The following is a 25,781-nucleotide window of genomic DNA, read 5'->3' on the forward strand; positions in this document are numbered from 1 at the left end:
CTGATACCGGTGCCATGCTGACACATCTTTCGATCCGTGACGTCGTCTTGATCGAGAAACTGGATCTGGCCCTGCATCAGGGCCTGACCGTTCTCACTGGTGAGACAGGCGCCGGGAAATCCATATTACTTGATAGTCTGGGCCTCACCTTGGGTGAGCGCGCGAGCGCAGGTCTAATACGCGCCGGCGCAAGCCAAGCGAGTGTTTCAGCAACTTTCGATTTACCTCTAAATCACCCGGTTTTCGGGCTGCTTGCCGAGCAAAGCCTTGGAATAGATCCACAGAGCGACCTCCTGACACTGCGCCGCGTCGTCCTGCCGGATGGGCGGTCACGCGCTTATGTGTGCGATCAACCCATTAGTATCACCCTGCTCCGCAGCCTTGCTTCGCAGCTAGTTGAGATACAGGGACAACATGAGCAGATGGGCCTCGCGGATGAAGCTGGGCACCTAGATCTGCTCGACGCGTTCGGCGTGCCCTCAGCTTTGCGCCAAAAGACAGCAAAAGCTTACAGCGAATGGATAACGGCACGAAAAGCGCTGGAGCATGCACGCAGCGCCCTCACCGAAGCGACCCGTGAAGAAGAATGGCTCCGCGCAACGGTAGAAGATCTGGAAAGCCTTGCGCCAGTTGAGGGGGAAGAAGACGAACTCGCAGCCCTGCGCATACAGCTACAGCATGATGAACGGCGCCAAGAGGCCGTCGCGGCCGCTTTGGCGGAACTCACGCCCAAAGACCGCCGCTCGGCAACACCTGCCACAGCACTCCGTTCCGCCAGCCGCGCGTTACAGCGCCTAGCCCCCGCTTCCGAAGCGGGGGGAGAGCCCCTCGACAACAGCCATGCCAAACAGGTGCAATCGGCTCTAGAAGCTCTTGACCGCGCAGAGGAAGCCCTTGCAGAAGCGGAAAGCTCACTCTCACGTCTGGCCGCCGACACAATGGCGGACCCTCGCCTGTTGGAAGAAACAGAAGAGCGTTTGTTTGCCTTGCGGGCCGAAGCGCGCAAGCACAACATTGCTGTCAGCGAATTGCCTTCCTTCCTTAAAAATCTGCGCCAGAAACTCGAAACCCTCGACAATAGCACGGCCGAACTATCGCGCCTTGAACAAGCCCTTCGAGAGGCGCAAAGCCATTTTGAGGAAACAGGAGCAGCCCTTTCTGCCTCACGTCAAAAAGCCGCAGAGCTACTCGAAAAAGCCGTCCATAGAGAGCTCAAGCCTGTAAAGCTTGAACGCGCCCGCTTCAGTGTTGCGTTTACCAAGCTTGATACGAACCGCTGGTCCCGTGCAGGTATGGAACATGTGGCGTTCCGTATAGCCGCAAACCCCGGCCAACCCGCTGGTGCCCTTGCTAAGGTCGCTTCCGGTGGTGAATTATCGCGCCTGATGCTGGCGCTAAAAGTTGTTCTCGCGGAGCGTAGCGCGGTTGGAACTCTTGTTTTTGACGAGGTCGACTCCGGGGTTGGTGGAGCCACGGCTTCAGCAATCGGGGACCGCCTCCATAAAGTGGCAGAAACCGGGCAGGTCTTTGTCGTAACTCATAGTCCGCAAGTCGCTGCGCGGGGTGATCACCACCTCCGCATTGCCAAGCGCATTACAAACGAACGAACCGAGACAACGGCTGAACCGTTATCGCTAGCGCAACGACGGGAGGAAATTGCCCGTATGCTTGCTGGCGACGTTATTACGGATGCCGCCCGTGCTGCCGCTGACAGCCTGCTGGAACCACTCTTATGACCAAGTCACCACCGCACGTTCAACGCCATGCGAAGCTGGAAACCCTCCTCGCCCTTTGGGATGCGGCATACCATCAGGAAGATGCACCGCTCGTCAGCGACGCGAAATACGACGCCACCCGGCGGGAGCTACTCGCGCTCGAAGAGGAATACCCCTCCCTAAAGCAAGGGCAAGGAGCCAGCAGCCGCGTTGGCGCCGCTCCCGATAGTGCTTTCACCAAACACCGCCACCTTGTTCCTATGCTCTCCCTCGATAACGTTTTTAACGAGGAAGAATTTTCAGCTTTTGTTACGCGCGCTGGCCGTTTTCTTGGGCTATCCGAAAGCGAAACACAAAACCTATCTGTTGTCGCAGAACCAAAAATTGACGGCCTATCCATCAGCCTTACCTACGAAAACCGTACCTTCATACGCGGCACGACGAGAGGTGATGGCTTAGAGGGAGAAGACGTAACGGCGAATCTGCGTACGATCGCCGCTATTCCGACCACGTTGCCCGACGATGCCCCTGATTTACTGGAAATACGCGGGGAGGTTTTTTTAAGCAAAGAAGCCTTTTTGGCTCTCAACGAACAGCAAACACAAAAAGGTGCGCGCCTTTTTGCCAATCCACGCAACGCAGCCGCAGGTTCACTGCGTCAACTTGACCCGTCCGTCACAAAACAGCGCCCGCTTTCCCTTTTTGCCTACGCTCTCGGTCATCGCTCAGCGAGTGTTAGTGCCACGCATGAAGGCTATTTGAACACTCTAGAGAGGTGGGGCTTCCCAGTTAATCCCCTCTCCAAGCGGCTGGACCATCCCTCTGATATCCCTGCCTATGTAGAAGCGCTCGCTCAAGAACGCGCCCTCTTGGGGTACGATATTGACGGCATTGTCTTCAAACTTAACGACGTCGCCTTGCAGGAGCGTCTTGGTTTCATAGGACGCGCCCCACGTTGGGCCATCGCTTGGAAATTTCCTGCCGAGCAAGCCATTACAATACTGCGCGGCATCGAAATCCAAGTAGGGCGTACAGGGGCATTAACTCCCGTGGCACAGCTGGAACCGGTCAATGTCGGCGGTGTCCTTGTCTCCAAAGCTACACTGCACAACGAAGACGAGATTGCGCGCAAAGATGTCCGAGTTGGAGACAAAGTACGCCTCCAGCGCGCTGGAGATGTCATACCGCAAATTCTCGGCCCAGTTGAAGCCGGCGATGCTACCGAGCGATCCGAGCCATTTATTTTTCCCGATCATTGTCCCGTTTGCGGCGCACGAGCCGAGCGCCCCGCTGGCGAAGCCGTTCGCCGCTGCACAGGCGGGCTGACATGTGAGGCACAAGTTGTTGAGCGCCTCATCCATATGGTTTCGCGCAATGCCTTTGACATTGACGGCTTGGGCGAGCGTAGCATCCGCGATTTTCACAACCGTGGTTTCATTAGCAAACCAGGTGATATCTTCCGCCTTGAACAGCGCAAGGATGCCATCCTCGCTCTGGAAGGTTGGGGGCTTCAATCCTTTGAAAACCTCCAACGTGCGATTGCTGAACGACGTAACATACCACTCGCTCGCCTAATCTTTGGCTTGGGGATTCGCCGTATTGGTGAGCGCAATGCACAAATGCTAGCCCGCCATTTCGGAAGTTTCGAGCAATGGCGGGATACTATGCTCGCAGCGAAACCTGAAAGCGAAGAGCGAGCAGCACTCAGCGCCATTATGGGAATCGGTGATGCTATCGCGGAAGAGCTGACAGCATTCTTCCAAGAGCCGCATAACGTCGAAACACTAGATGATTTACGGAGCGAATTGCTCGACATTACGCCCGAAGCGGCCCCCTCTGAGGGGAGCCTCTCCGGGAGAACAATCGTCTTTACCGGTACCCTCACAACGATGACCCGCCCCGAAGCAAAAGCCATTGCCGAACGCCTCGGAGCTCAAGTCACGGATAGTGTCTCAAAAAAAACATCTTTGGTGGTTTTGGGTGAAAAAGCTGGTTCTAAAGCTAAAAAAGCCGCAGATTTGGGCGTCGAAACGCTAGACGAACAAGGGTGGCGTCGCTTAGCTGGCCTTTAACCGGCCGCTCAATCGAAGACGAAACCCACAAAAATAAGCTTTTTTTTTAAATTCAAGCTATAGTGGGGCTATGCCTAGCCCCACTTTCCCGCAGCCCCATGTCGGTCTGTTTATTCTTGGTTTGATAGCCACTGTTCTGCTCATTGGCGTATCAATATTAATCTCCCTGTCGGAGATTTCGTTTGCTGCTGCACGCGACGTTCGTCTGCGCTCCAAAGCAGATGCGGGAGACCCACGGGCTATTGCATTTCTAAAACTGCGCCGAAATAGCGGGCAGGTCATAACAGTACTTCAGATATGCTTAAACGCCGTCGGTGTCCTAGGCGGTATTATCAGCGATTCAATGCTGAGTGCGCCTCTGGCTGCGGCTTTAAGGGCCTGCGGACTTTCCGATAGCTTCGCGGATCAAGTCGGCGCAACTCTAGGCTTTATGCTTATTACAGGGCTTTTTGTTCTGTTCGCAGATTTGTTACCAAAACGCATAGCGATGAATGCGCCGGACAGAATTGCGCTTAAAGTTGGCTGGTTTCCAGCTGTAGCGCTTAAAGTGCTCTACCCCGCTGTTTGGATCTTTTCCAAAATTTCGGACGCCTTGCTGCATCTGCTTAAGATTCCCGCAGCGGCGACTGTTGAACCTGTAACTCCAGAAGACCTGAGAGCTATTCTCGCAGCAGGAACTGCGTCAGGCATTTTGCTCGAACAAGAACATCAAATGATCCAAAATGTTCTTGGTCTTCAAGATCGTTCCGTGACATCCGCGATGACACCACGCGATGAAATTGTATACCTAGACGTCCAAGAAAGCCCCGAGACGCAACGCGATAAAGTGCGCGTTCGTCCTTACTCACGCTACCCCCTATGTAACGGGGACCTTGACCACGTCATAGGCTCCATTCGTGCGGAAGACGTGCTTGTCGCAGTGGTCGACAAGCCACAAAACACGGAACTGCCGACACCTGGCGCTAATCAAATTTTCAAAATGCGTCGCGATGTCCTCTCCCTGCCAGACACACTGAACCTTTGGGAAACGCTCGCCCAATTCGACGCAAACGGCGCTGGCTTTGCGCTCATTGTAAACGAATACGGCCTCGTCGTAGGTCTTATCACCTATAAAGACATTATGGGCGCGCTCATGGACGGATTAGTTAGTCCTTTTGAAGAACAGGCAATCGTAAAGCGCGACGATAACTCTTGGCTCATTGATGGCGCAGCCCCTATTGGCGATGTCATACGCGAACTCGATATTCCCGTCTTCCACGATGCCCAAAACTTCGACACGATCGGCGGTTTCGTTATGAACCGCCTCAGACGCATGGCGCGCAAAGCGGACCGCGTCGACGCTGCTGGCTGCCGTTTCGAAGTGGTTGACGTAGACGGCTTCCGCATTAACCAACTTCTTGTCACACGCCTGAATGCCCTCAAGGAGCGCACCTAAAATGCCATCATATTCTCAGGCAGCGCTGCTTATCATTGACGTCCAGAATGATTTTTTGCCGGGCGGCACCCTAGCCGTAGCTGGAGGCGATGCAATTATTGCTCCCATCAATGATTTGCTTAAAGCCGACTGGGCAACAATTATAGCCACAAAAGACTGGCACCCGGTAAATCATTGCTCCTTCAAACAACATGGCGGGCCGTGGCCCACGCACTGCGTAGCTGCCACACATGGAGCAGCTTTTCCAGATACATTAATGACGGACAAAATCCATCACATTGTACACAAAGGCCTAGACCCAAAATGCGACAGTTATTCAGCTTTTTTCGATAATGAACGCATTCACTCAACCGGCCTCAAGGGACTTCTGTCCGGGCTAGAAATAGAAGAACTGCATATTTGCGGCTTGGCCCTCGACGTCTGCGTAAAAGCGACAATAGACGACGCACTCGAAAATGGCTTCAAGGTCACACTACACAGCCCAGCCTCGAAAGGGCTGACCCCTGACCCCACACCGTTGCTTGAGAGCTTTAGCCAGCAAGGCGTCACGATACGTTGATGAAGGCAGCTGCTGTCTAACGTAGCGGCCTTCCCTCCTTAAAGCCGTGCCGCAAATAGTGCTGCAGACTACCCAATTCGTAAGACGTAGCCACGTCAGTATGACGTGCGCGATACGCATCCCCGTCCCAAAAAGTCGGCGGTAAGCTAGGCCCTTCCAATACGATTTTTTCAGTAGTTCTATCTCCTACATATAAACGCAGGGAATCATCATAGCGCGAATGGTACTCTTTTTCAGATAATAAAAGGCTCTCGGCTGCATGAGCTCCTTCCACACTTTCAGTCTGTAAATACCGACGCAACTCTACTGGATCATCACCGTCGACCAAACCTCTCAATTTTCTTTTTAATCGAAACCGCCAAGTATCGTAGTCGACATTGTGTTCGTGCAAATACGTGAAGCACGTTCCGAATATATCATTATTTAGGCTTGATTTAGGCTCGTGATGCCCATTGTCACACATTGCCTTTATTTGAGCTGAAACGAAGCCTTTATGAAAAGAGTCAACTGGAGAGTACCATCCGGATGCTCCAGGCACGTTAAACAGCGAAGATTGAATTCTAAATCCACCGCTCTGCCCAGATATCTTTAATGTTTGAAATGCTCCATTTATATCGTCTGGTAAGAACGATAGTCCCCCGGGGGTAAAAACACCCAGTATCTCGTCACAATCAACAGGAAGCCCGAAATCGTACCCTCCCCTCTGGTCCCAATCCAAAAAGACGTTTGTGAAATGTGCACCTTTGTGCTGAAAATCATGCGGGGTATTTAAATCGTACCGAACGCAGACGCCTAAGCGTGCAGCCTCTTTCAAAATCGACAACGTATATGGATCTTCAGATCCGTTATCAAAAATAGTTATATTTTGGGGAGAGAAAAGCACAGTGTAATGCATAAGCCACCGTAAGAGAGCGGCACCTTCGTCTCTCTGCATCATAACAACACGCACGACGGCCATACGACTGTGATCCTTCAGGATATTATTTTATCCTAAAGATTATGGTCGTGATAAAACTGTTGAACAAGACATATATTGTGTGGAAGATAGTGTCTGTGGCGCGCCCTACTGGATTCGAACCAGTGACCCACAGCTTAGAAGGCTGTTGCTCTATCCAGCTGAGCTAAGGGCGCAGACTAGAAACAGCTTCCATATACAGGAAGCTTTGCTTCCTAGTGGTCGGGGCGCCCGGACTCGAACCGGGGGCCTCTTGTACCCAAAACAAGCGCGCTACCAGGCTGCGCCACGCCCCGAACTGAAGCTGGGTATAGGCCCAACCCGTTCGGAGCGCAAGGGGGTATTTTTACTTTTTTTCACTTTTTGCGAGTGGGGGCACAAATAAGGGTGCCGTGTCCCATGGGAAGAGTACCCATGTGTCCTGTGAAACCTCGGTAACGAAGTGATCCGTCAAAGGCTTGCCATCGGGTTTAGCGTAAAGACACGCAAATACCGCCTTAGGCAGCATGTCTCGGACCACACGCGCCGTAACGCCAGAATCAACGAGGTCATCGACAATCAAGAAGCCCTCGCCGTCACCAGCAGCTACTGGGGCCTTAATGACGTTTGGTTCGCCCTGCGAACCCTCTTCGGCAGCATATGTGACAACCGAAACGCTCTCGATGAGACGACATCCCAGCTCACGGCCTAAAATTGCCGCGGGGATCAAGCCACCGCGCGTGATGGCAACAATACCCCGAAACGGGCCATGAGCCTGCATAAGGTTAGAAGCAAGCAAACGCGCATCCCGGTGCAATTGATCCCAGGTTACGGTCGCATAATGAACGGATTGTGGTGTTTGTATAGCAGTCATGCGCCTTCCTCTGCCTTCAGCGATAACGATTTGCAATCGGCTTTCCACAAAAAATACACTATGCTGAAAACATGTCACTGTCTTTGCTCAATCAAATCCCGGGCTTTCGCAGCCTTGCCCTCTCCCGCTTGAGCAGCCAGTTGGCCTCATCGACACTCGCTGTCGCAATCGGCTGGCATCTTTATGACATGACACATAGCGTTGCGGCTCTGGGCTATATTGGCCTCGCTCAATTTTTACCGATGGTGCCGCTGACATTCGTCTCCGGCCACGTTGCTGACCGCTTTGACCGCAAGCGCGTCGTACAAATTTGTCAGGCACTCGAAGTCATCACACTTCTTGCTATGACGATCGCAACGCTATTCAACGCACTGCATCCAGCTGGCATCTATGCTCTCGGCGTTGCCCTTGGCACGTTGCGCAGCTTTGAAATGCCTTGCCAGCAAGCATTTCTTCCCTCACTGACGCCACCAGCTTTATTACCTCAAGCGCAATCTCTCATCACTTCGCTTTTTATGGTGGCATCTATTGCAGGCCCAAGTTTGGGCGGCCTGCTCTACGGCCTTGGCCCTGCCGTGAGCTACGGCATTACCTGTGCCCTATTTTTCTGTGCATTGTTAAGCACATCGAATATTCGTCTTTTAACTCGCCCAGCCAGCAAAGAGCCCGTTACTCTCAATTCTGTTTTTGCTGGCCTTGCATTTCTCAACACTCGCCGTGACTTACTTGGCGCTATCTCGATGGATCTCTTCGCAGTTCTCCTAGGCGGAGCAACTGCAATGCTGCCCGTCTATGCAGAGAGCATCCTTCATGCAGGCCCTATGGGCTTGGGACTGTTACGTGCAGCGCCAGCAATAGGTGCCCTCGGCATGTCTTTGTGGCTTGCCCAGCACCCTCTCGGGCGGCGTAGCGGCATGACAATGTACGCGTCAGTTTTTATCTTTGGCATTGCCACAATTATTTTCGGCGGCTCCCACACTGTCTGGGTCTCCATTTTAGCGCTTATTACGCTAGGGGCCGCTGATGTCATCAGCATGGTTGTCCGCTCATCGCTTGTTCAGCTTGCAACACCTGATGCCATGCGCGGCCGTGTCTCTGCTGTTAACAGCCTGTTCATTGGCTCAAGCAACCAACTCGGTGAATTTGAGAGCGGCATGATGGGCGCTGCGCTAGGGCCAGAGGCAGCAGTCATTACTGGCGGTGTCGGCACCATACTTGTAGCTGCCGCGTGGATACCTTTGTTCCCGCGCTTGTGGTCGCTCGACCGCTTAGACGAGATTACAACTGAAGAATAATCTTCAAAGCCATATTTCAAGAGGAAAAGCTGGCTCCCGAAGTAGGACTCGAACCTACGACCCAGCGATTAACAGTCGCTTGCTCTACCAACTGAGCTATTCGGGATCAGCGAGGTGGTGTTTACCCAAACACTTCCCAGCCGTAAAGCCCCTTTTTTACATTTTCGTTAAAAAAGCAAAAACTACGCAAGATGGATGTATCCAACGCGATTTGCTTTAAGAACTTATTATATTTTTAAGAGGAAAAGCTGGCTCCCGAAGTAGGACTCGAACCTACGACCCAGCGATTAACAGTCGCTTGCTCTACCAACTGAGCTATTCGGGATCAGCGAGATGGTGTTTACCTAAACGGCCCGTGTCGGTAAACCCCTTTTTTGTCTTTTTTTCTAATTTTTTTAACGGACCTGACTACAGTCTTACGCGCGTCAGAGTTCTTCTCGGCCTTCCGTTGCCAAACGATCAACTCGATCATTGTGTTCGTCGCCCGAATGCCCTTTGACCCAGAGCCACTCTATCTCGTGCGGCTTTGCCGCTTCCAGAATACGCTGCCACAGGTCCATATTCGCAACAGGGTCACCAGCAGCGTTCCGCCACTTACGGCGCACCCAGCCAGTATGCCACCGCGTAATACCATTTTTCAGATATTCGCTGTCTGTGTGCAAACGCACTCGACAAGGCCGCGTCAACGTCTCCAAAGCTTCCGCAGCGGCTGTAAGCTCCATGCGGTTGTTTGTTGTCTCCGGGTCTCCCCCCTTCATCTCACGCTCACGCCCACGATAGCTTAAAAGTACCCCCCAGCCACCAGGGCCGGGATTCGGCTTGCACCCACCATCGGTCCAGATATCGACGATGTTGTCTAATTCGTCAGACATGACCGACCTTAGAAAAATGATTAAAACGCTTCATATACGGGCGTGGGTCTTTGCGCGTAACCAGAGCATCGCTCGGTGTGTTAATCCAGTCATATAAGCGCGTTAAGACAAACCGTAGCGCAGCGCCTTGCGCCAAAACTGGCAGCACCGCTCTTTCCTGAGCTGTCAAAGGTCGGACTTGTTCATAACCTTCAACCAATGAATTTGCGCAGTCCTGCCGATATATTACTGAGCCTTCACGCTCTTCAAAACACCAAGCGTTCAGGCAAATGGCCAAGTCGTAAGCAAACATGTCCGTGCATGCGAAATAAAAATCGATGAGCCCGGACAGAGAGCCATTTTGAAAGAAAACATTATCGGGAAATAAATCCGCGTGGATTTGCCCAATAGGCAGATCCCCCGGCTGCGGCCAAAGTGGCACCACCTTGCCGAGCGCACAGGCAATATCTTGCCCGAAGCCACGCCCTAAATCGTCACCAATTTTACCACAACGCTCCAGCAGAGGCCCCCACGCATCAGCAGCCAAAGCATTCGCACGGACAGGCGCATATGATTGACCTGCCTTATGCAGTTCCGCCATAGCCTGCCCGACTTGTCGGCACTCGTCCGGGGTAGAAGCAGCAACGCCCTTACCATTCAGAAAGGTGGTGATGACGGCAGGTTTTCCGGCTAAATGACGCAATGCCTTGCCATCTTTACCCTCAACCGGTTGAGGGCAGTTCACTCCAGCTTTTGCAAGGTGCTGCATCAACCCTAAAAACCACGGCAGTTCATCCGGGCGCATACGCTTTTCGAACAGCGTCAGAATGTATTTCCCACTGCTTAAAGTCAGTAAGAAATTACTGTTCTCAACACCTTCTGCGATACCTTCAAACGCAACCAGCGTGCCTAAAGCATAATCGGAAAGGAAGCCGTTAAGGGCCTCCTCCGAAAACTCCGTATAAACTGCCATAGAGGTTTAGCCGGCCTCTGTCGCCAAAGGGCCGGGCAGGCGGAAATTGACGTTTTCCTTTTTAACAATCCGCTCTTCAATCTTCAGAACGAAATGCTCGGACAAAGCCACAACCATTTCTTGCACCAATGCCTCAGGAGCAGATGCGCCAGCGCTGATGCCAAGCGTTTCTACACCTTCCAGCACTGACCAATCCAAATCCGCAAGCTTGGGAACCAGCAGCGCACGGCGGGCACCGGAGCGTTCAGCAACTTCACGCAGACGTTGAGAGTTCGATGAATTTGGTGAACCAATAACAATCACCAAGTCACTCTCAGGAGCGATGGCTTTGACTGCTTCCTGACGATTCGTCGTTGCGTAACAGATGTCTTCACGGCGCGGCCCCTCAATTTCAGGAAAGCGCGAGCGCAAAATATCTACAATCTCAGCCGTATCATCAACTGACAGCGTCGTCTGGGTGATGAAAGCCAATCGGCTTGGGTCAGCAGGCTGTACGCTGCGCGCTTCTTCCGCGTCATTAATCAACGTTACAGCGCCCTGAGGCAGCTGTCCCATCGTACCCACAACTTCTGGATGCCCTGCATGACCGATCATAAGGATATGACGCTGGTCTGGGCCACCACCTGCAAAGTGGCGCTCTGCCTCACGGTGTACCTTTGAAACCAACGGACATGTTGCATCTAGATATAACAGATTGCGGCGTTCAGCCTCAGCCGGAACCGATTTTGGCACGCCATGAGCCGAGAAAACTACATGACCATCTGCAGGTACTTCATCGAGTTCTTCAACGAAAATAGCACCTTTGGCTTCAAGCCCTTCTACGACTGTACGATTATGCACAATCTCGTGGCGCACATAAACGGGCGCCCCGTAACGCCGCAACGCTTCTTCCACGACGCGAATTGCGCGGTCCACGCCCGCACAAAAGCCGCGCGGACCAGCGAGTAAAACCCGCATTGTCCGCTGTTCGGAGGAGGAAGCACGCTCTGCAGCGCGTTCAGGAGCAAGAAAAGTGGTCTGATCTGACATAGTGTTCCCCAAAAGGGCGTAGTTCGATATATTAGTATGCATTATCGTCCGGATTGCGTTCTATCGCAACGCTTTGCCGACTCTTATTATCCTTCTTCACGTTTCTGGGAGAATGAACCGAAGATGCCTTTCCTCCGGCGCCCCACCCTCTCAGGAACCATTATGGTTGCGACCATACTGGCTCTTACTACAGCAACCGTGACACTCACGGGCTGCGAAGACGAATCTAACCCGAGCCTTTTTGCTCCCGCATGTCCGCGCACCGACATCCCCGCAGGGACTGCCGATCGCTTTGCTTACACAGGCCAAGATCAAGACCTGCGCAACCTGACGAGCCACGTCCAAATCACCGCCCTGTCTGGTGATTGCACACGCGGCCCAGATGGCCCCGAAAAACAAAAGATGGTGCGTACCCGTGTCGGACTTTCCTTCACGATCGAACGCGGACCGGCGACAACGCAGGACAAGGTCACCATTCCTTATTTCATTGCTATCATGCAGAACGGCAAGATCGTTGATAAAAAAACCTTCAACGATACGTTTTCTCTGACGCCAAATGTCAGCACGCAAACAGCCAAAACTGAGCTGCGCCTTATCGACCTTCCAGCTTCTGCCAACCTGCAGGAGAACCCATATACACTCGAAGTCGGCCTACAACTGACCCGTAGTGAATTGGATTACAACCGGAAGCACCCCCGCCCTTCTGCATTCCGTAGCAACAGCCAGTAAGCACTTCCCCTCAAAACGGGTAATGCTTCAACCACGGGCCATTCTTTACATACGGCCCGTGGCAGCACTGCTTATATTTTTACGACTAACAACAGGACCTTGGCATGCGGCCTCCTTCGAACCGTGAATTAACTCTGCGCGGAGTTATTCTCGGAACCCTCATCACGGTGATTTTCACCGCAGCCAATGTCTATCTCGGCCTTAAAATCGGCCTGACATTCGCATCATCGATCCCCGCCACAATTATTTCGATGGTAGTGCTGCGCCTGTTGGGCAACAGCAACATCCTTGAAAATAACTTGGTGCAAACACAAGCATCAGCTGCAGGCACCCTATCTTGCGTCTTTGCCGCTTTGCCTAGCCTTCTCATGGTCGGCTACTGGCACGAATTCCCCTATTTTCAAACGCTGCTGCTGACCCTTGCCGGCGGCATGACCGGTGTTGTTTTTACCATTCCCTTGCGGCGCGCGCTCGTCTCTCGCTCAAGCCTGCCTTACCCTGAAGGTAAAGCATGTGCCGAAATTTTGCGGGCCTCCTCTCCGGAGGGAGACGCCAAAAACCTACGCGCACTTATCCAAGGCAGCACGGTTTCCGCCCTTGTCGCATTTTTTACAGGTGGCCTGCGCGTATTCTCCGACGGGTTCACACTCGCAACCAGCGTTGGCGCATCAGCTTTCCGCCTTAGCGGCAGCTTCTCACTGGCTTTGCTCGGAACCGGGTACCTTGTTGGTTTGGCGGGAGGGCTGGCCATGCTGCTTGGCGTTTTCCTCGCTTGGGGTGTCCTTGTTCCCTACATAGGCTATCTCAATCCTGCTGCGCATCCATTGGCCGAGGCTAGCAGCCTGTGGGTCCATAAAGTCCGTTTCATCGGCGCAGGCGTTATCGCCGTAGCAGCATTATGGACTTTAATTTCGCTTACTGGCCCCGTCATACGCGGCGTCCGGGAAGCTTTTGTAGGGGGTGCCTCAACCAACCCCGACCCCAAAGATACCGACTTGTCGCCAAACGTCGTCAAAAGCCTTTGCGTTCTTTTGGCTGTAACTCTGGCCGGTCTTTTCACGCAGTTTCTATGGCCCGTTCTTCACCATGGCGAAGCGCTTGTGACGCTGGTTCTTTTAGGAATCGTGACCTGCTTCGTCATCGGCTTTTTGGTCGCTAGCGCGTGCGGATATATGGCGGGCATTATTGGCTCATCCTCATCCCCTATCTCCGGAATCGGTATTATCGCGATAATACTGATTACGCTGCTACTGACCGCCCTCGAACATACAGGCCTGCTCACGGCCGATCAGCGCCCCGTTGCTATAGGTTTCGGGCTTTTCATCCTCTCAGCAATTACAGCCTCAGCCGCCATTTCGAATGATAACCTGCAAGACCTCAAAACTGGGCAGCTTGTTGGTGCAACACCTTGGCGGCAGGAAATTGCTCTCCTCATTGGCTGCGTAGCGGGCGCGCTCATCATTCCCTGGGTGCTGCAAACGCTCTATCAAGCCTATGGCTTTGCCAACGCTCCCCTCCCTCACGCAGGCATGAACCCTGATCAGGTTTTGGCAGCTCCACAACCCGCACTCATGGCCGCCATTGCATCCGGCATCATGAACCATACGCTGGATTGGAACATGCTTGAGATCGGCGGAGTCATTGGCTTTATACTGGTTGTATTGGACCTTGGGCTACGCAAATTGCGCTTAGCTCTCCCCCCGCTCGCCGTTGGCCTAGGACTATACCTCCCACCCGAAGTCTCCGTAACCATTACGGTCGGAGCCGTGATCGGCTATGCACTGCGCCATTACGCGCCAGAAAAAGGCACGATGATTGCTTCCGGCTTTATCGTAGGAGAAAGCATTCTTGGAGTTGTAATCGCCGCTATCGCCGGAGGTACAGGCAACCCGAATGCACTTGCACTCCCGGTACCAAGCGCACTGCAACCCTGGTTAGGAGGCATTGCTTTCCTCGCCGTTTTAATCTGGTTCTCACACGCCTTGAAAAAAGAAACGCGCCCTTCCTAATGGAAGGACGCGTCGCTTAAAGCACCCGGCCTAATGGTGGAAAGATTAATCTTTCCACCACTGAACAGGCTCTTGATCTTCAGCTGCACCAACGGCTGCCACTTCCAGCTGACGTGGCAGAGGACGCACTTCCTGCTGCTCTGGCAGAGGATTTTTACGTGGGCGCCCCACTGGACGCGGCGACCGGCGGGACGCTTCAAACGCTTCTTCACGCGCGCGGTGCAGTTCAGACTTCAGAGATTGAATCTGGTCTTGCGCCTCACGCAGAGCTTTGCTCAAATCCAATATCTGAAGTTTCGTATGCGCTTCACGCGTTTCAAAGGTGCGTAACTGCCCCTTAAGATCGCCTAAATTACGCTCAGCCTCTTCCCAGCGGCGTTGCTCACGCTTCACCGACTGACGCAAACGCTCGACTTCGTCATGATCTTCCGCACTGGCAGCCGCGGCGCGTACTGCCTGCATGCGGCCACTCATGGGCCGACCCGTTGATTGATGCTCAACCACGACCTGACCGTCACGCACAAATCGGCGGCGACGCTCTTGCGTTGGCTGCATAGGCCTAGATGGTTTATTTGAACTTTTACCAGAACCGGCCCCTAAACGGGCCAAGGCTTCTCGCAGTTTATCTTCACTTACCTGCTGATCGTCCTGCATTATACACTTTTTTCTATCAAAATAAGGCGTCTAAACATGACCCCCTCAATGAAATAACCGAACGTATTCGGTCCATCGAATCCAGCCCTTTTTGTAAGAAGCAAAGCCTCCCCAAAGGGACGTTCCGGCGGAATTTTCGGAAGTCACAGTACTGGCCACCTGATCAAACCAGCACTCTTGTGGTCGACTATTTAACAAAAAAAATAAAGAGTGTCACCAGAAGAGTACGATTTTCAGTGTAAACTTTTAGCTATTAAGCGTAACGCTCAAACCGATAAGAGACTAAAAGAACACGGCTTTGTAGAACGTGACCCGACGCAATTCACGTTATCAAATATTCCACCAGAGAAGATAAGAAATGTTCGCAACAACCAGTCTCACATCGAGATCCTGCACACATACGGCGCATTCCATGGCGTAAAGAAAATAATTTTGATTACAAAAATAAATCGAATTTCTGTTAATTTACTATAATTTCTCAATATTATTAAAATCATAATTTAGATTTATACTACAATATACATGAAGTGATTCATGTTTGATTCTTAAACTATACGCAATCTATGCCCATCACCAACACTCCCACTGCATGCGCATAATACGTCACGGCGAACACGCGGGGCAGTACTTGGTTCCCGGTGCGCGACTAAAATCCCTCGCACACCGGGAATCCCCTAATTATCGGCGGCTACCAATATGGGCACGATGGTGGCGGATAGTACGCTCCCCCATGAGATCACGGGCCTGGTTGGTATGACTCGTCAGCATTGTCGTCGTATCAGATGCAAGGGTTTTTACATTCCCATTACCTGACGATGCCGCTGCCTTAAGGTCTGAATTTAACGCGGACGAGCCTGCGCCAACCACTTCCCTCAAGAAAACACGATCATAAGCTGTACCGTACAAGCGACCAATAGCCGTCACACGGGCTTGATCAGCGGCGTTCAAACCCGAACTGGTTTTCAAGTTTGCAGCGGTTGCAATCTGCGCCACGGCCTTGCGGTTCGTCGCATGATCGGACGCAACGGTTGTGGCAAAAGCCTTCACAACATCGCTGTTGCTATGTGCGACCGCCAAAGATGCTATGGCGCCCTGCACTTGATCTAACGAATCAAGCTGCTGCAACAAGGCAACATCTTGAGTGCTAAGCGGGCTAATGGCTGGGCTAGTGGAAGGCAAAGGAGGCGGCGGCGGCGCGTCAACACCACAAGCAGATACCCCAAGCATGAGCGATAATGACGCCAGCGCCGTCAAATGTGTTTTCACTTTCATACGCAGCATTCCTTGTTCAAACCTTAAGTATTATCTTAGCACACCCTAACGGCCATCCCAGAACATCCCTGTTTAAAGATGACCCATGCACGTGGGAGAAAACGTATGAAGCCATTCCCTGTTCCACAAAACGCGCCTGCCCATATCCGCGCTTCGCTTGTAATGGGCTGCTTATTTGGCGCTAGTGGCGTGGTGTTAGGCGCTGTTTCCGCTCACCTGCCATCACAATTTTACGCGGTGCCGACAGGGCCGAATATCTTACACAACGCCGTGGAAATGCTGATGTGGCACGCTCTAGCGTTACTCGGGATTTCGGGTGCTTACCCATTTCTGTCACCGCGCCTTGGCCGCCTTGCGAGTTACGCGTTTATATCCGGCACGCTCCTGTTTGTGCTCCCGGTTATGCTCTTCGCTTTTAAAGATGCGCATATCGCTTCAATGTCTGTAGCCCGGATCGCGCCATATGGCGGCACGTTGCTCATTCTTGCATGGCTTCTGACAGGGATTGCCGCCATTAAACGCCGCAAATTTCACTAAGCTGCGTAACGTCCCCTGCAGAAGCGTATGATCGCGTAAACAATACTTTGCACAATCAGGGCAAGTACGAAGCAGAACACGACAATTCCGACGAAAATAAACTGCTCACGTCCCAGCCCTGTCTCAATTCGCAGCAGACCCGCCAAGCGCGCCCACGCGGCACTACCGGCAACTCTCTGCATCAAATGCATGGCTGGTGCCCAAAAACGTACAATAGCCAAAAAGATAAATGTCAAACCTGTGAGACTAAGTGTCCTCAGCAAAGTCGTGGCAATACTGACTTCTTCCTTGTCTTTCGGCACTTCTTGATGTGTCGTTTTCAGCATTTTTGTTTTCTGTTTAGCGAGAGACTTGGTCACCAAATCACCTTTTCCGTACGAGAACAGATTTGCACTTTCCTCTAGCGTTCTGCCATGATCATCCCCATCGTTAAAGAAAACTCCTTTTCAAAAAGGGTTTCTCTTTCCAGTGAGAGTCACAAACATGCGTAAAACATTGACCGCCCTCGCTGCATTGAGCGCAGTTCTCAGTGCTCCACTTGCAGCAGCAGCACCACAGGCCGCTCCTCAGCTGACCGAAACCTCTGCCGCACCAATCGCCGCACCGTACCCTGATTCTTCTTTGGCGTCCGTACAAGTCAAAGAAGCCTTCGCCACAGCGAAGAAAACAGGGCGAAAAGTCCTTTTGGATTTCGGCGCGAACTGGTGCCCAGATTGCCGTATGCTCGCAGGCGTGTTTGCCCTTCCTGACGCTCAAGGCTGGCTTGAAAGCCAATTCGTCATTGTGCCGGTGAACGTTGATCGCTTTACCCATAACATGGATATCGCCCTCAAATACGGCGTAAAAGTTAAAGCAATTCCAACGGTTATCCTCCTCACCCCTGAAGGCCGCCCCCTTAATGGGGATGCCTCCTTGGCTCTGGGAAATGCCCGCTCAATGTCTCCGCAAGCAACCTTGGATCTGATTTCATCTTGGAATCAGCGAGGCTAAAGCCACCATGCTCTCTGCTTTCACACGAAAGCAGAGAGACCTACCCGTCCCTTGCGGGACTAGCGTAGGTTGAGACACCTCTCTCTCTATTTTAGCATCCCGCTGCGCTTCCAACTCCCCGCACACCCATTTACCGTGCACAGAGAGTTGGCCACCACCGCGCCCGGAAAGATATTCAGAGCTAAGCCAACAAGACCTGCTCTGCCTCTTGAACGACTTCCGTCAAAGCGTCTTCTTCAAAAGGCGAAACCAATCCAGCATCTGCGACTAAAGAAGCAAAAGGCTTGGACCCACCCCACGCACAAAGCTGTCGGTAGACTGCTAGCGTTCCTTCCTGATCTTGCCTTGAGCCCAGCCAAAGCTGTAACGCGCAACACTGGGCCAGTGCGTAATCGATATAATAGAACGGCAAGCGGTAAATATGCAGTTGGGCCTGCCAACGGCCACCCGCTGCGGGATAAGCTAAATCGCCCCAATCCCGCCAAGGCATATATTCTTTTTCCAAACGTGCCCAAATCGCATGGCGCTCCTGCGGAGACATAGCCGGGTTGGCGTAAACCTCATGCTGAAAATGATCAACGCACGCGCCATAGGGGAAGAATGAGAGCGCATCAATTAAATGCATAGCCCGGTACCGCTCTGCTGCCCCCTTCTCTACCAGACCACCAATCTCAGGCCACGTTAAAAACTCCAACCCCATGGAATGGATCTCAGCAGCCTCCATAGTAGGCCACGCTTGATCTACCCAAGGCAAATCACGGCTTTTCCAGTTTTGATACGCATGCCCCATCTCATGGGTGAAAACGCCAATATCGTTATGCGTCCCATTAAAATTTGCGAAGATGTAGGGCACGCCCTCCGTCGGAAAAGACGTACAAAAGCCTCCCCCAGCTTTCCCGTCACGATTTTTAAGGTCCAAATACCCTTGGTCGCGCATCATGGCGTAAAACGCCGCCATATCGCCGGACGCATCCAGCTTACGAAACATCTCCTCCGCACGCATCACGAGTACATCGTGGTCCCCTGCCGGACCCGGATTACCCTTAGGGTCAATCAGTGCTTCGTCCCATGCTTGCACACGGTCCCACCCCATCTGCAGGCGCCGCCGCTCCAAAATAGCCTGCACTAGGGGCGTAACATGGGCGCGAATTTTGTCTCGGAACGTCGCTACCTGCTCCGGTCCATAATCCGTCCTGCGCATGCGCCGATAGCCAAGTTCAATAAAGTTCTTGAACCCTAATGTCGTGGCCATCCGGTCCCTTAACGTGACCAAACGACCATAAATCTCATCCAGCTTGGCACCGTTTTCAGCGAAGAACCCCCACCGCGCTTGCTCCGCAGCGTGCCGCGTCTCCCGGTCTAAAGACTGAGCATAAGGGACCAAACCCGATAAATTATAGGTTCCACCACGAAATTCTATTTTCGCACTTGCGAGGAGCGCCGTATATTCCCCCGTCAGGCGCGCTTCCTCTTCTAAATCCGCACTAATTTCTGGCGCAAAAACGGTAGCATCCGCCTCCCAAAGGGCGATGACATGAGGCGTTAAAATTGCTTCCAATGCCTCACGGTCGACTTCGTGCAAAAAACGGTTTTTCAAACGTGTTTCGTAATCTGCGGCGATCGGCCCCAGCTTATCTGCGTAGTCACGGTCAGCCTGCGCTTGCTCATCTTGCGTATGCCGCGAGAACTGCAAATGCACATAAGAGGCCCATGCCTCGTAGGCCCGCCGCCCTTGATCGAAGAGAGATAAGGCGTCTCCCAGCGCTCCGGCATCAAGCGATGCCATAACAGCATCATGTTGAGCGCGCAGCGACGCCTCATCAGGCCGGAGGAAAGAAAGAGTAGAAAAAGAGGCTATGTCAGTTTTCATACCGACAACCCTGCCATTAGCCGACCAAAACGTCACGCCCTATCACCGCGCAAAATACGGTGTTCCACACATAGCTCAGCGCAACCTCAGTGCCGCGAAGGCTTTAGATGGCCTTTTTTTGACCTTCCGCTTCTTGCACGCCTCAAGCGCTCGGCTTGGGTAAGCCTAGCGGATCGCCCGGATGAAAACCTCAATCCGGCGGCAAGCCTCTGCCAAATCTTCATCAGATGCCGCAAATGACAAACGCAAATGTGGCCCCAGCCCAAAAGCTGCACCCGGGACCGTTGCGACATGCGCTTCTTCTAACAAAGCCTCGGCAAACGCAACATCGTCGGACAGAACACGCCCCTCAGCACTTACTTTGCCAATCAACGACGAAATTCCCGGATAGGCGTAAAAAGCTCCTTGAGGCATAGCGCAGCTTAAGCCGGGAATTTTTTTCAACGCAGCGACAACATTGTTACGTCGCTGCTCATATGTATCGCGCATTTCAGCGATACCATCATTGCCTGCATTTAACGCGGCAACTGCACCAGCCTGCGCCAAAGTACAGATACCCGATGTTGCATTCCCCTGAACCGCAATCATCGCGGCAATCAACGGTGCCGGACCGCACCCGAAACCAACGCGCCAGCCGGTCATGGCATAGGCTTTAGCCATGCCATTCACGATCAGAACTCTATCAGCCAAGTCTGGCGCCACCGACAAAAGCGACACGTGCCTCCGACCATCAAAGGTCAAATGCTCATAAATTTCATCGCACATGATCATGACATGTGGCGCCGCTCTCAGCACTTCTGCCAGGGCCTCCAGATCGGAACGCTCTAAAATTGCACCGCTGGGGTTGTTGGGAAAGTTGAGTACCAGCCAGCGGGTCTTTGGGGTAATCGCTGCCTCAATCGCCCGCGGGTCGGGACGGAAACCATCCTCTTCGCGGCATGGCACCTCAACACTGCGCCCCCCAAACATTTGCGCAATCAGTGGGTAGCTTACCCAGTAAGGCGCGGGCACAACCACTTCATCGCCATCATCAATCGTTGCCATGAAGGCATTGAAAATGACCTGCTTTCCACCATTGGCCACCATCACCTGATTGGCTGCGGCCTCAACCCCGTTATCCCGCAACAGCTTCGCTCTAATCGCCTCAACGAGAGCCTTCTGCCCCGGGATTGGAGGGTAGCCCGTATCTCCTGCTCTGCCTGCCGCATAAGCCGCCTCAACAGCAACCATTGGCGAGGCAAAATCAGGCTGCCCCAAAGCCAACGAAATAACGTTAGCCCCCGCTGCACGCAGTTCACGGGCTTTTGCAGCCATCGCAATAGTTGCGGGCTTAGGCAAAGTCGCAATGCGTGCGGCGGGACGAAACATCAGACAAGGCTCCGACAAAAGTTCTGAATACGTGTGCAGGCTTCACGCAGCAATTCGGTGCTCGTGGCGTAGGAAACGCGGAAATATCCCGGTGTGAGGAACGCACTTCCGTGCACCGCAGCAACGCCGGTCTCGTCCAGCAGTGCCGTGACGAATGCTTCGTCAGAATCGAGCACAATTCCCTTAGAGGTGGTTTTTCCCAAAACGCCCTCTACGGACGGGAAAGCATAAAACGCCCCGTTAGGTACCATACAAGATAGGCCCGGCGCGTCGTTCAACATCCCCACGACAAGATCACGGCGTTCTTTGTAAACGGATACCATCTCCGCAATAAAATCCTGCGGACCCGTTACCGCAGCGAGAGCCGCCGCTTGCGCGATAGAGCACGTGTTGCTCGTGCTTTGCCCCTGCAATTTGACGAGTTGCTTGGTGAACGCTGCTGGTGCAGCAGAAACACCAATGCGCCAGCCGGTCATGGCATAAGCTTTTGAAACGCCGTTCATCGTGACCGTACGTTCACGCAGTTTTGGCTCAACTTGCACTACGGTGCACGCAGCCTCACTTCCGTAGATCAGTTTTGCATACATATCGTCCGTCAAAACCCACACATGCGGATGCTCCAACAAAACATCCGTCAATGCCCGTAGGTCATCCTCACGATACACAGCCCCAGTCGGGTTGCTGGGTGAGTTGAGCATTAGCCATTTTGTTTTAGGCGTAATCGCCGCGCGAAGCTGATCGGCAGTCATACGAAAGCCATTCTCAGGCGCGGTCTGGACCAAAACGGGCACGCCATCGGCCAGTTTAACAATATCCGGATAAGACACCCATGCTGGCGCAGGAATAATAACCTCATCGCCAGCATTCAATGTCGCCGCCATCGTATTATAGATGACCTGCTTACCGCCGGTAGAAATACAGACCTCTTCAGCCGTGTAATCCAAGCCGAAATCTCTGTTAAGCCAACCTGCTACAGCCTTCCGTAGCACAAGCGTCCCGGCTACTTCGGTGTATTTCGTCTCACCCACATGAATGGCGCGGATAGCAGCTTCTTTGATAAAATCTGGTGTATCAAAATCAGGCTCACCCGCAGATAAGCTAATAATATCCTGCCCAGCCGCACGAAGCTCACGCGCTTTCTGCGTGATTGCGACAGTTTGACTAGGCGTAACGCGCTGTAAGCGCTCGGCAATGATGGACATACTCTCGGTTCCAACCACAAACCATAAAGATAAAAAAATCCCCATGGGCCACTCTGGGCTCATGGGGAACAGTAACGCTTTAAGCTAGCTTGTCCATCTCTCGAAGAACCGCCTCGCCCATCATCTCAGTCCCGACCCGCGCCATTCCGTCAGACATGATGTCTGCCGTCCGCAAACCGCTCGCCAGAACATTTGATACAGCTTTTTCAATCAACTCGGCATCATCGCCACGCCCCAACGAGTAGCGAAGCAGCATCGCAAATGAGAGAATCTGTGCCAACGGGTTTGCAATTCCGCGGCCAGCAATATCCGGTGCACTTCCATGGATCGGCTCGTAAAGAGCATTGCGCTTACCGTCTTCGCGCACGACGCCGAGCGTTGCTGAAGGCAGCATGCCCAGCGAGCCTGTCAACATGGATGCAAGATCAGACAAAATATCGCCGAACAGATTACCCGTCACGATAACATCGAACTGTTTTGGATCACGAACCAACTGCATGGCACAGTTATCTGCCAGCATGTGCGACAATTCGACATCCGCATATTCACGCGCATGCAGATCTGTCACCACTTCCTTCCACAGAAGGCCGCTTTCCATGACGTTGCACTTCTCGACAGAGCACACGCGATTATCGCGCTTACGCGCTAAGTCAAACGCAACACGTGCAACACGCTCAATCTCAGCAGTTGTGTACACTTCCGTGTTGATACCACGACGGGAACCATCTGCCAGCGTCTCAATGCCGCGTGGTTCACCGAAGTAAATTCCGCCGACTGTCTCACGAACAATCATGAGATCGAGCCCACGTACCACTTCTGGCCTCAACGCGGACGCGCTCAACAATGCGTCAAAAAGCTGAGCCGGGCGCAAATTCGCAAAGAGTTCAAGCTCTTTGCGGAGCTTCAGAATGGCAACTTCCGGGCGCTTGTCAAAACCAACATGCCCCCACGCTGGATCGCCAACAGAACCAAACAGAACAGCATCAGACTGCTTGGCCAATGCAATAACTTCATCACGGATGGGAACGCCATGGACCGCCAGAGAAGCAGCACCCACAAGCTCTTCCGTGATGTCCAGCTTCAAGCCACGGTTACGCTCCAGCCAGTGCACGATGCGTGCCACTTCACGCATAACTTCAGGGCCAATACCATCCCCAGCCAGCACTAACAGCTTTGGCGTCTCACTCATTGACCTGCTCCCATATCCACTGACGGCACCCAGCTGCGCTTCTCGCCGCTTTCAAAACGCGTAATTTTTTGGTCATGCGCCAAAGTCTGGCCGATGTCATCCAGCCCTTCGAGCAATAAATGCTTGCGGAAAGGATCAACCTCGAACGGAATTTTCTCACCGTCGGGACGAATCACCACCTGTTCGGCCAGATTGACCGTCAAACGCGCATTGGCCCCCTGCCGTGCATCGTCCATCAACAGATCGCAAATCTCACGCGGAAAGCGGATCGGTAAGATGCCGTTTTTAAAGCAGTTATTGAAAAAAATATCCGCAAAGCTTGGCGCAATAACACAACGAAAGCCAAAATCCAGCAGAGCCCAAGGGGCATGCTCACGCGATGAGCCGCACCCGAGATTATCATACGTGATGAGAATTTCAGCTTTACGATAGGGCTCCTGATTCAAAACAAAATCAGGCTTTTCGTTACCGTCAACGTCGTAACGCTGCGCAGCAAAAGCACTGCGTCCCAGCCCCGTGCGTTGAATGGTTTTCAAAAACCGCGCGGGAATAATCTGGTCTGTATCAATGTTTTCATTCGGCATCGGCGCAGCGATTGCCGTTAATTCCGTGAACTTATCCATTAGATCGCCTCCCGCACAGAATCAGAGCCAGACATTAAGCCCATCAACGCGCGTACATCGCATAATTCGCCCGTCACTGCCGCTGCCGCTGCCATTGCCGGAGAACACAAATGCGTCCGTCCATCCGGGCCCTGCCGACCTTCAAAGTTACGATTAGAGGTTGAAGCACAACGCTGCTGGGGCGTCAGACGGTCAGGGTTCATACCCAAACACATGGAGCAACCCGCTTCACGCCATTCAAAGCCAGCATCCAGAAAAATACGATCTAGCCCTTCAGCTTCCGCAGCCTGTTTGACCAAACCAGAGCCAGGCACAATCATCGCCCGTACGTTCTCAGCAACATGCCTGTCTTTTACCACTGCGGCTGCCGCTCTCAGATCTTCAAGGCGGCTATTTGTGCACGAACCAATGAAGACGACATCAACTTTAGTACCCGCAATTTTCTGACCGGCCGTCAAACCCATATAATCCAGAGCGCGCTGAACTTGTGCGGCTTGCGCCGGGTCTTTGTAATCCGCTGGTGTCGGTACTACACCATCAATTGGCAAGACATCTTGCGGGCTGGTACCCCACGTCACAGACGGCACAATATCCTCTGCACGCAGCAGAACATCTCTGTCAAAGCTGGCCCCGTCGTCCGTTGCCAAACCACGCCAATACGCACAGGCTTGCTCAAAGTCCTGTCCCTTAGGCGCGAAACGACGGCCTTTGACATACGCAAAAGTCGTCTCGTCCGGGGCAACAAGGCCTGCCTTCGCGCCAGCCTCAATCGACATGTTGCACAGCGTCATACGGCCAGCCATGTCCAAACCACGGATTGCCGATCCGGCAAATTCAATAACGTGTCCCGTACCACCGGCAGTGCCTATGTGGCCAATAATAGCCAACATAATGTCTTTGGCCGTTACGCCCGGCCCCACTTTACCTTCGACGCGCACGCGCATGTTCTTGGCAGGCTTTTGCAGCAATGTCTGCGTTGCCAAAACATGCTCGACCTCCGATGTACCAATACCAAACGCCAGCGAACCAAGCGCACCATGCGTCGATGTATGGCTATCGCCACAAACGATCGTCATGCCCGGCAGAGAAATCCCCTGCTCTGGCCCAACCACGTGGACAATGCCCTGAGAGGCCGACAATAATGGAAAATACGGAACGCCGAACTCAGCGACGTTTTTCTCCAGCGTTTCAATCTGTAAGCGGCTATCCGCTTCCTCGATCGGCTGGGAGCGATCCGACGTAGGAACGTTGTGGTCAACCACAGCGACCGTCGCATCTGGCCGGCGCACCCGGCGCCCGGCCATACGCAAGCCCTCAAACGCCTGAGGACTCGTCACTTCATGGACGAGGTGACGGTCAATATATAGGATGCACGTTCCGTCCTCGAGCCGCTCAACGACATGATCATCCCAGATCTTGTCAAATAACGTTCGCGGCGCAAAACCTGCACACATAGCTCTCTATCTCCGGCGTTTCGGGTCCCAAAATGGGACTGCCTCAAAGACAATGCCCGCCGTATGACGGGCGGGCATCTTCATTTTCTTGCGCAGAGAGAGCATCTATTGCAAGAAAAGGCAAGCCTAAAAGGCTTAATCTTAGTT

The 25,781-nt window shown here is 53.1% G+C and carries 24 protein-coding genes and 4 tRNA genes; 10 read left to right on the forward strand and 18 right to left on the reverse strand.

Annotation, left to right across the window (positions count from 1 at the left end; genetic code table 11):
- The first annotated feature begins 14 nt into the window (after nucleotides 1-14).
- The 4 genes from recN (at nucleotide 15) to D5366_RS01355 (ending at nucleotide 5,781) form a co-directional block, all read left to right on the forward strand.
- On the forward strand, nucleotides 15-1,736 hold the full coding sequence (recN, locus tag D5366_RS01340; protein ID WP_141491972.1) for a DNA repair protein RecN: 1,722 nt from the start codon (nucleotides 15-17) through the stop codon (nucleotides 1,734-1,736).
- Nucleotides 1,733-3,787, forward strand: a complete 2,055-nt coding sequence (ligA, locus tag D5366_RS01345; RefSeq protein ID WP_141491973.1) for an NAD-dependent DNA ligase LigA — start codon at nucleotides 1,733-1,735, stop codon at nucleotides 3,785-3,787. Before recN ends, ligA begins: the two co-directional genes overlap by 4 nt.
- A 70-nt stretch (nucleotides 3,788-3,857) precedes the next feature.
- The gene (locus D5366_RS01350; protein ID WP_141491974.1) at nucleotides 3,858-5,222 is read left to right on the forward strand and encodes a hemolysin family protein; all 1,365 of its coding nucleotides are present in this window, start codon (nucleotides 3,858-3,860) and stop codon (nucleotides 5,220-5,222) included.
- A gap of 1 nt (nucleotide 5,223) precedes the next feature.
- Nucleotides 5,224-5,781: a nicotinamidase gene (locus D5366_RS01355; RefSeq protein WP_141491975.1), complete on the forward strand. Its 558-nt coding sequence runs from the start codon at nucleotides 5,224-5,226 to the stop codon at nucleotides 5,779-5,781.
- A gap of 16 nt (nucleotides 5,782-5,797) precedes the next feature.
- On the opposite strand, the gene D5366_RS01360 is transcribed toward D5366_RS01355, so the two are convergent.
- The 4 genes from D5366_RS01360 to gpt form a co-directional block, all read right to left on the reverse strand.
- Nucleotides 5,798-6,739, reverse strand: a complete 942-nt coding sequence (locus D5366_RS01360; protein ID WP_141491976.1) for a glycosyltransferase family 2 protein — start codon at nucleotides 6,737-6,739, stop codon at nucleotides 5,798-5,800.
- Between the two features lie 96 nt (nucleotides 6,740-6,835).
- Nucleotides 6,836-6,912 (reverse strand) — tRNA-Arg (locus tag D5366_RS01365).
- Between the two features lie 43 nt (nucleotides 6,913-6,955).
- Nucleotides 6,956-7,032 (reverse strand) — tRNA-Pro (locus tag D5366_RS01370).
- A 50-nt stretch (nucleotides 7,033-7,082) separates the two neighbouring features.
- Nucleotides 7,083-7,589 carry a xanthine phosphoribosyltransferase gene (gene gpt, locus D5366_RS01375; protein ID WP_141491977.1) on the reverse strand — a complete coding sequence of 169 codons (507 nt, stop codon included), beginning with the start codon at nucleotides 7,587-7,589 and terminating at the stop codon, nucleotides 7,083-7,085.
- Between the two features lie 71 nt (nucleotides 7,590-7,660).
- Between gpt and D5366_RS01380 the strand changes: the two genes are divergently transcribed.
- Entirely contained in the window at nucleotides 7,661-8,884 is a 1,224-nt protein-coding gene (locus tag D5366_RS01380; protein ID WP_141491978.1) for an MFS transporter, read from the forward strand.
- Between the two features lie 30 nt (nucleotides 8,885-8,914).
- Here the strand turns inward: D5366_RS01380 and D5366_RS01385 are convergent.
- The 5 genes from D5366_RS01385 to ispH form a co-directional block, all read right to left on the reverse strand.
- A tRNA-Asn gene (locus tag D5366_RS01385) sits at nucleotides 8,915-8,990 on the reverse strand.
- Nucleotides 8,991-9,133: 143 nt separating this feature from the next.
- Nucleotides 9,134-9,209 (reverse strand) — tRNA-Asn (locus D5366_RS01390).
- Nucleotides 9,210-9,309: 100 nt separating this feature from the next.
- A complete protein-coding gene (gene rnhA / locus D5366_RS01395; protein ID WP_141491979.1) occupies nucleotides 9,310-9,756 on the reverse strand; it encodes a ribonuclease HI in 447 nt (148 codons plus the stop codon).
- Nucleotides 9,749-10,708: a homoserine kinase gene (locus tag D5366_RS01400; RefSeq protein ID WP_141491980.1), complete on the reverse strand. Its 960-nt coding sequence runs from the start codon at nucleotides 10,706-10,708 to the stop codon at nucleotides 9,749-9,751. Before D5366_RS01400 ends, rnhA begins: the two co-directional genes overlap by 8 nt.
- A 6-nt stretch (nucleotides 10,709-10,714) precedes the next feature.
- Complete coding sequence (gene ispH, locus D5366_RS01405) at nucleotides 10,715-11,737, reverse strand: 4-hydroxy-3-methylbut-2-enyl diphosphate reductase (RefSeq protein ID WP_141491981.1); 1,023 nt, start codon at nucleotides 11,735-11,737, stop codon at nucleotides 10,715-10,717.
- Nucleotides 11,738-11,860: 123 nt separating this feature from the next.
- Here ispH and D5366_RS01410 point away from each other — a divergent pair, with 123 nt between their 5' ends.
- Together D5366_RS01410 and D5366_RS01415 are read left to right on the forward strand one after the other, a co-directional pair.
- Nucleotides 11,861-12,466 (forward strand): hypothetical protein, encoded by a 606-nt coding sequence (locus D5366_RS01410; protein ID WP_141491982.1) that lies wholly within the window; start codon nucleotides 11,861-11,863, stop codon nucleotides 12,464-12,466.
- A 104-nt stretch (nucleotides 12,467-12,570) separates the two neighbouring features.
- A complete protein-coding gene (locus tag D5366_RS01415; RefSeq protein WP_141491983.1) occupies nucleotides 12,571-14,475 on the forward strand; it encodes an OPT family oligopeptide transporter in 1,905 nt (634 codons plus the stop codon).
- Between the two features lie 45 nt (nucleotides 14,476-14,520).
- Here D5366_RS01415 and D5366_RS01420 read toward each other — a convergent pair whose 3' ends face one another.
- Both D5366_RS01420 and D5366_RS01425 read right to left on the reverse strand, forming a co-directional pair.
- Complete coding sequence (locus tag D5366_RS01420; protein ID WP_205839593.1) at nucleotides 14,521-15,129, reverse strand: hypothetical protein; 609 nt, start codon at nucleotides 15,127-15,129, stop codon at nucleotides 14,521-14,523.
- A gap of 678 nt (nucleotides 15,130-15,807) precedes the next feature.
- On the reverse strand, nucleotides 15,808-16,401 hold the full coding sequence (locus D5366_RS01425; protein ID WP_141491984.1) for a DUF4142 domain-containing protein: 594 nt from the start codon (nucleotides 16,399-16,401) through the stop codon (nucleotides 15,808-15,810).
- 105 nt (nucleotides 16,402-16,506) lie between these two features.
- On the opposite strand from D5366_RS01425, the gene D5366_RS01430 reads away from it, so the two are divergent.
- Entirely contained in the window at nucleotides 16,507-16,938 is a 432-nt protein-coding gene (locus D5366_RS01430) for a DUF423 domain-containing protein (protein ID WP_141491985.1), read from the forward strand.
- Here D5366_RS01430 and D5366_RS01435 read toward each other — a convergent pair.
- Nucleotides 16,935-17,264: a hypothetical protein gene (locus tag D5366_RS01435; protein WP_141491986.1), complete on the reverse strand. Its 330-nt coding sequence runs from the start codon at nucleotides 17,262-17,264 to the stop codon at nucleotides 16,935-16,937. The two genes, D5366_RS01430 and D5366_RS01435, sit on opposite strands and share 4 nt — an antisense overlap.
- Nucleotides 17,265-17,421: 157 nt before the next feature.
- Between D5366_RS01435 and D5366_RS01440 the strand changes: the two genes are divergently transcribed.
- A complete protein-coding gene (locus D5366_RS01440) occupies nucleotides 17,422-17,928 on the forward strand; it encodes a thioredoxin family protein (protein WP_141491987.1) in 507 nt (168 codons plus the stop codon).
- A 181-nt stretch (nucleotides 17,929-18,109) separates the two neighbouring features.
- Here the strand turns inward: D5366_RS01440 and D5366_RS01445 are convergent, their stop codons facing one another.
- Complete coding sequence (locus D5366_RS01445; RefSeq protein WP_141491988.1) at nucleotides 18,110-19,798, reverse strand: M3 family oligoendopeptidase; 1,689 nt, start codon at nucleotides 19,796-19,798, stop codon at nucleotides 18,110-18,112.
- Between D5366_RS01445 and D5366_RS11760 the strand changes: the two genes are divergently transcribed.
- Nucleotides 19,785-19,961, forward strand: a complete 177-nt coding sequence (locus tag D5366_RS11760; protein WP_170211024.1) for a hypothetical protein — start codon at nucleotides 19,785-19,787, stop codon at nucleotides 19,959-19,961. The genes D5366_RS01445 and D5366_RS11760 overlap by 14 nt on opposite strands.
- 2 nt (nucleotides 19,962-19,963) lie before the next feature.
- On the opposite strand, the gene D5366_RS01450 is transcribed toward D5366_RS11760, so the two are convergent.
- The 5 genes from D5366_RS01450 to leuC form a co-directional block, all read right to left on the reverse strand.
- Nucleotides 19,964-21,166, reverse strand: a complete 1,203-nt coding sequence (locus tag D5366_RS01450) for a pyridoxal phosphate-dependent aminotransferase (protein ID WP_205839594.1) — start codon at nucleotides 21,164-21,166, stop codon at nucleotides 19,964-19,966.
- Nucleotides 21,166-22,368: a pyridoxal phosphate-dependent aminotransferase gene (locus D5366_RS01455; RefSeq protein WP_141491989.1), complete on the reverse strand. Its 1,203-nt coding sequence runs from the start codon at nucleotides 22,366-22,368 to the stop codon at nucleotides 21,166-21,168. Before D5366_RS01455 ends, D5366_RS01450 begins: the two co-directional genes overlap by 1 nt.
- Before the next feature lie 79 nt (nucleotides 22,369-22,447).
- Nucleotides 22,448-23,557: a 3-isopropylmalate dehydrogenase gene (gene leuB / locus D5366_RS01460; RefSeq protein WP_141491990.1), complete on the reverse strand. Its 1,110-nt coding sequence runs from the start codon at nucleotides 23,555-23,557 to the stop codon at nucleotides 22,448-22,450.
- Complete coding sequence (gene leuD, locus D5366_RS01465; RefSeq protein ID WP_141491991.1) at nucleotides 23,554-24,180, reverse strand: 3-isopropylmalate dehydratase small subunit; 627 nt, start codon at nucleotides 24,178-24,180, stop codon at nucleotides 23,554-23,556. The genes leuB and leuD overlap by 4 nt, the downstream gene beginning before the upstream one ends.
- Complete coding sequence (gene leuC / locus D5366_RS01470) at nucleotides 24,180-25,634, reverse strand: 3-isopropylmalate dehydratase large subunit (RefSeq protein ID WP_141491992.1); 1,455 nt, start codon at nucleotides 25,632-25,634, stop codon at nucleotides 24,180-24,182. Before leuC ends, leuD begins: the two co-directional genes overlap by 1 nt.
- Nucleotides 25,635-25,781: the final 147 nt, after the last annotated feature.

Source organism: Neokomagataea tanensis, assembly GCF_006542335.1.
Classification (GTDB): Bacteria; Pseudomonadota; Alphaproteobacteria; order Acetobacterales; family Acetobacteraceae; genus Gluconobacter; species Gluconobacter tanensis.